We start from the raw sequence: 3,256 nt of genomic DNA on the forward strand, positions 1-3,256 counted from the left end.
CCTGCTCACGGGTCAGGATCATCCCGCCACCGCCTCCCCGAAAGCCGGCGTCGCCACGGCCGTCGACGTCGGACCCGGCGTCGCTTCCACGACACCGACCCCACGGGGAACGAGCGCACCCGCCCGCCCCGACGTGGACGGTGCGGCCGTCGAGAACCGCGGCGGCGCGACCGGCGCCGCCACCCCAGAGGCCGAGCCGTCGGGCTCCCCCGCCGGGCGACGCGTCAGCGCCTCCGCTCCCGGGACCGCTCCGGACGGCTCCCCCTCCGCCACACCGTCCACCGCCGCCCCGTCCGCCGTGACCGACCCGGCGCCCTGGCTCTCCGAGTGCACGTACTACTCCGGCAAGGCGCGCACCCGCCTCGGCGACACGGGCAAACGCGTGCAACAGGTTCAGTGCATGCTGACCGAGCGCGGATACGGCGAGGCGAGCACCGACGCGGCCGGCGAGTTCGGCACCGGCACGCAGGCCGCGGTCCAGACCTTCCAGAGCGACCGGGGTCTCAGGGCCAACGGCGTCGTGAGACCCGACACCTGGAAGGCACTGCGCACCACCGAGTGACGCGCCCGGCCGGTGCGGCGGCTCACCCCGGACTTCCTCCATGCGCTGCGGGACAACGCGCAGGCAACGCTCGTCTTCCACTTCTGGCGCGGCGCCGCCGTGACCTACCGGGTGCTCAAGAACGCAGGCTCGGTGACGGGAACCGTCGCCTGACCCCGCCGGGCCCCCGGGCGCCGTCTCCGACGCCCGGGGGCCCGGCCCTTGAGGGCCTTCCCACGACGTCGGCGACGGCGTCGGTCGTGCAGCGGTCGAGCAGGCGTGCGGCTCAGGCGGTCATCGCGTCGCGGACGAGCGCGGTGTCGACGAACTGCTCGAAGCGGACGATGAGTCCGCCGCGCACGACGAAGTGGTGCGCCACCCGGACGTCGATCGCCTTGCCCGTGGCGTTGTTGACGGCGGTGTAGCGAGCCAGGACGACGACGTTCTCGCCGTCGACGACGTAGGTGTCGTCGTGGGCGGTCCAGCCGGTCCAGTCCTTGCCGAGCCGTTCCATCACGTTGGCGGTGACGCCGTCGGGAGTGCGGTAGGTGCCGGCGAGGGGGAAGCCGGCCATCTCCGTCCACTCGACGTCCGGGGCGAGGGTGGCCCGGAGGGCTTCCAGGTCACCTGCCGCGGAGGCCAGGTACTGGCGGCGTACGACGTCTGCGGGGGCGGCGGAGGTCGCGAACTCGCTCATGTCAGCCCCACTTCATTTCGCCCTTGGCGACCTTCGCGCCGATCTGGGCGGCGATGAGCATGCCGTGGTCGGGGTAGCGGGCCACGAGCGCCTCGGTCAGGGCCGCGCCGTCGGCGGCCCTGCCGAGCTCCTCCTCGAAGGCGAGCAGGTAGTCGCGGGTGGCGGTGATCGCGGTGGCGTCCGCGGCGGCCCCGGGCAGGCGGTGACCCGGCACGACCAGCTCCGGGCTCAGGGCGGCCATCTCGCCGAGCAGGTCGACCCAGGCGGCGCGGTCGTCGGGGGTGGGCGTGTCGGCGACCCAGACGTGCTCCTGCTGGAAGAGCAGGACGCCGCCGAGCAGGGCGCGGTGCTCGGCCTGCCAGAGGTAGTGGCGGTCCGGCAGCGCGGCCGGGCCGCCCTTGAGCTCGAAGGTGTGGCCTTCCAGGGTGAGGTCCCCGGTGAGGGGCTCGAGGTCCACCAGGCGGGTGGGCAGGTTGGCGCCGAGCGCCGCCCACGCCTTGAGCTTGCCCTCGTAGGAGTGCTGGATGTGCTCGATGACGAGCGGGGTGGCGACGAACGTCGCGTCCGGGAAGGCTTCGGCGACGACCTCCGCGCCGAAGTAGAAGTCGGGGTCGGCGTGGCTGACGAAGACGGTGGTCAGGCGCTTGCCGGAGTCGAGGGCCTCGGCGGCCAGGCGGTGCCCGTCGGCGCGGGTGAAGGCGGCGTCGACCAGCAGCGCCTCGCTCTCGCCGGTGACGAGGGTGGCGGTCTTGTTCTTGCTGCCGGCGGGGAAGTCCAGGTCGAGGATCTTGAAGTCGAGCGTGCTCATGACGGTTCCTTCGGGGGTGATCGGGGACGGAGCGGTGAGCAGGGACAGAGCAGCGGTCAGGGACGGGGGCGGCGGTCGGGGACGGGGCGGGTCAGGAGGGGCGGGCGGCGGAGAACGCCGCGAGGCGGCGCTCCACGTCGTCGGCGGTGGCTCGGCCACGGGCCAGCGCGGTCGTGCGCTCCCCGTCGACGGCGAGGAGGGTGGGGAAGCCGTCGACGCCCAGTCCGGCGGCACGCGTGAAGTCGGCTTCGGCCGCCGTCCGCGTCCCGGGCGCCTCGAAGGCGGCTGCGGCATCCGCCGCACTCAGGCCCGCCTGCGCGGCGAGCTTCCGGTAGGTCTCCGGGTCGGAGAGGCTGAGGCCGTCGACGTAGAAGGCGTGCTGCAGAGCCATGGCCAGTTCCGCCGCGCGCTCGGGAGCGGTCTGCCGCAGGGCGGCGACCCCTCGGGCGGCGGCCTCGGAGTCCATCACGAACGAGCCGTCGGCGATCAGCTTCTCGTACGCCTCGCCGAACTCGACGCCGGTCAGCTCGGCGATCGTGGCGTTGGCGCCCTGGACATACCCGAACTCGCGGATCGGCACCCGGCGCGATCCGGTGAACAGGCCTCCGGAGACGACCTCGACGGCGAGCTCCGGATGCCGCGAGGTCACCTCGCGAAGCGTCGGGGAGAAGCCGTGCGACCAACCGCAGTAGGCGTCGAAAACGTAGATCAGCTTCATCGAGGACCTCGGCAGAAAGGTGTGGCGCCCGCCTGGTGCGAGCGGTTCACCGGACCAACAATACCTGACTCGTCAGATATTCCGGTGATCATGCGCACGGTCCGCCGCTCCCGCCACTCACCCACCCACCCCTTGCCGCCCCTCACGGACCCCACCATGGACTTCGGGCCGAACGGCCGTGAACACACGTCCGTTCGGACGCATGTCGAGAGGTTCATCTGACCGACACCGGGCGGCAAGGCGCAGCCCGCCCCATGGACTAGACCACGCGGTCAAGTTTTGATCTCCCTCGACAGAGGCGACGACAGAAGCGGGTTACCAGCGGTACGTTCCGGCTGCCCCTCCCCACACACAGGAGTTCCACTTCATGCGCCGTCTTCTCACCTGCATCACGGCCGCGGCCATCACCTGCGGTGGATTCGTCGCCACCGCGACGCCCGCCGCCGCGGCGGATCCGGCATCCGGGTCGTTCAGCGCCCTCACCTACAACGT

General features: G+C 72.2%; 5 protein-coding genes. 2 read left to right on the top strand and 3 right to left on the bottom strand.

Features of this window, described 5'->3' with window-relative positions; all coding sequences use genetic code 11:
- Together ABT300_RS42575 and ABT300_RS42580 are read left to right on the top strand one after the other, a co-directional pair.
- Window positions 1-562: peptidoglycan-binding domain-containing protein (locus ABT300_RS42575; RefSeq protein ID WP_351688122.1), on the top strand; the 562-nt coding region annotated here is incomplete at its 5' end.
- Between the two features lie 12 nt (window positions 563-574).
- Window positions 575-715: a hypothetical protein gene (locus tag ABT300_RS42580; protein WP_351688124.1), complete on the top strand. Its 141-nt coding sequence runs from the start codon at window positions 575-577 to the stop codon at window positions 713-715.
- 112 nt (window positions 716-827) lie between these two features.
- Here the strand turns inward: ABT300_RS42580 and ABT300_RS42585 are convergent, their stop codons facing one another.
- The 3 genes from ABT300_RS42585 to ABT300_RS42595 form a co-directional block, all read right to left on the bottom strand.
- Window positions 828-1,238, bottom strand: a complete 411-nt coding sequence (locus ABT300_RS42585) for a nuclear transport factor 2 family protein (RefSeq protein WP_351688126.1) — start codon at window positions 1,236-1,238, stop codon at window positions 828-830.
- Between the two features lies 1 nt (window position 1,239).
- Entirely contained in the window at window positions 1,240-2,046 is an 807-nt protein-coding gene (locus ABT300_RS42590; protein ID WP_351688128.1) for an MBL fold metallo-hydrolase, read from the bottom strand.
- 91 nt (window positions 2,047-2,137) lie between these two features.
- Window positions 2,138-2,764, bottom strand: a complete 627-nt coding sequence (locus ABT300_RS42595; protein WP_351688130.1) for a DsbA family protein — start codon at window positions 2,762-2,764, stop codon at window positions 2,138-2,140.
- Window positions 2,765-3,256 lie beyond the last annotated feature (492 nt).

The organism is Streptomyces sp. NPDC001027 (assembly GCF_040299045.1).
GTDB lineage: Bacteria > Actinomycetota > Actinomycetes > Streptomycetales > Streptomycetaceae > Streptomyces.

Excerpts from the sequence above, each read along its gene's own strand:
- ABT300_RS42595 (WP_351688130.1), bottom strand. The coding sequence starts at position 2,764 with ATGAAGCTGATCTACGTTTTCGACGCCTACTGCGGTTGGTCGCACGGC.
- ABT300_RS42590 (WP_351688128.1), bottom strand. The coding sequence starts at position 2,046 with ATGAGCACGCTCGACTTCAAGATCCTCGACCTGGACTTCCCCGCCGGC.
- ABT300_RS42585 (WP_351688126.1), bottom strand. The coding sequence starts at position 1,238 with ATGAGCGAGTTCGCGACCTCCGCCGCCCCCGCAGACGTCGTACGCCGC.